Origin of the sequence: Streptomyces milbemycinicus (assembly GCF_002154605.1) — a bacterium.
GTDB classification, from domain to species: Bacteria; Actinomycetota; Actinomycetes; order Streptomycetales; family Streptomycetaceae; genus Streptomyces; species Streptomyces milbemycinicus.
On the sequence record NZ_MUNE01001040.1, the window covers coordinates 1 to 1,508 of the forward strand.

The following is a 1,508-nucleotide window of genomic DNA, read 5'->3' on the forward strand; positions in this document are numbered from 1 at the left end:
CGCCGCAGCGCCGCTGCGGCGCTCAGGCGCAGCGCCTCGGGGCCGGTGTCGGGGCCGGGAGCGGTCATGGCCGGTACTCCTTCCCGGTGACGGGGGTGAGCAGATCGTCGGCCGGACACCGGCCGCGGGCGACATAGCGGTCGGTGAAGGCGGCGACGGCGGAGGTGATGGCAGGGGAGGCCCCGAGCCGGGGCAGCGCCTCCAGGGCCGTGGTGAAACAGACGATCGCGACGGCGCGCAGTTCGGGGTCGGCGAGGGCGTGGCGGGCGGCGGAGCGCCACAGCGGATTGGCGGGCGCGGGCTCGGGGCCCGCCGTTTCGGCGAGGGGTTTCACCACGCGGTAGACGGTCTCCGTCGCCTCGGGGTCGTCGAAGAGGGCCACGGTGACGGCGAGCGGGACGATCCAGCCCTCGTCGCCGCGCTGCGCGTCGATCATGCGCAGCTCCAGATGGCCGCGGGGGCGGACGGGCGGGAAGAGGGTCGATATGTGGTAGTCGAGATCGTCCCGGGTGGGCGGCCGGGGCGCGCCGGTGCGGATCCAGTCGCGGAAGGTGAGCCCGTACGGCACGGCCCACGCCCCCTCGCCGTCCCGGATGGCCATCACGGGCGCGTCCAGCACATACCCGGCCCAGGCGGCACGCGGATCCGGGCCGGCGGGCGGCGCCAGCGTCCGGCCCGGGTCCATCGCGGTCCACAGGGCCTGCCGCGTCGAGCGGTAGCCGGTGGGCGCGCCCTGGCGCAGGGGAGAGTTGGCGAAGGCGGCGGTCAGCACGGCCCCCAGCAGATGCGCCAGCTGCCAGCGCCGCCCGATGCCGAGTGGCCCCGGCCCGTCGTGGCCGGCGTCCAGGCACACCTGCACGGAGGCGGTGTTGCACATCATGGAACGCCCGGCCGGTCCACGGCGGTCGAAGTAGCTCTCCATCGTGGCGTAGCGGGGAGTGGTGAGAAACCGGCGTGGCGGGCGCCAGGGGTCGTGCCCATGGCCGGCGATGCCCAGGCCGAGGCGGGCGAGGAGCGGGCGTACGAGCGCCAGATCGGCGGCGGCGGACTCCACCAGGGCGGTGAGCGAGTCGGCCGGGAGGGAGCTGAGCTCCAGCTGGCCGCCCGGTTCGAAGGTGAGGTTGGACCGGAGCGGCAGTTCGCGCAGTGCGGTGACCGCGGCCTCCAGCCGGGCGGTCTCCACGGGGTGTGCGGGGTGGTGCACATCGTGTACGAGCCATTCGAGCTCGACACCGAACCGCCGGGGCGGTCCGGTCTTGAAACAGATGCCGCGTATTCGGGCCTCTGTCTCGGCTTCGTTGATCGCCTGGTTGTCGGGCACAGTCGTCATCTCCCGTTCGGTTCGGATGGGCTCGGTTCGCGCGCCCCTTTTCGGGTCGGTGCGAGCCGCGTTGCCGCTGCCCACCCTCACCTGTCGATGGCGTCTGACTCAAGGGCCCATCCAGCCTCAGGGCCCGTCCAGCGTCGCACAAGAGTGCGTGCGTCGCCCGGCGGGGCGCGCCCAGATC

1 protein-coding gene is annotated in these 1,508 nt (G+C 73.8%); it reads right to left on the minus strand.

What is annotated here, in order from left to right:
- Positions 1 to 64: 64 nt before the first annotated feature.
- Positions 65 to 1,330 carry an ergothioneine biosynthesis glutamate--cysteine ligase EgtA gene (gene egtA, locus CCN51_RS50730; protein ID WP_043486273.1) on the minus strand — a complete coding sequence of 422 codons (1,266 nt, stop codon included), beginning with the start codon at positions 1,328 to 1,330 and terminating at the stop codon, positions 65 to 67.
- Positions 1,331 to 1,508: the final 178 nt, after the last annotated feature.

Bases quoted from the DNA above. Each gene is read 5' to 3' on its own strand.
- egtA (WP_043486273.1), bottom strand. From the start codon at position 1,330: ATGACGACTGTGCCCGACAACCAGGCGATCAACGAAGCCGAGACAGAG.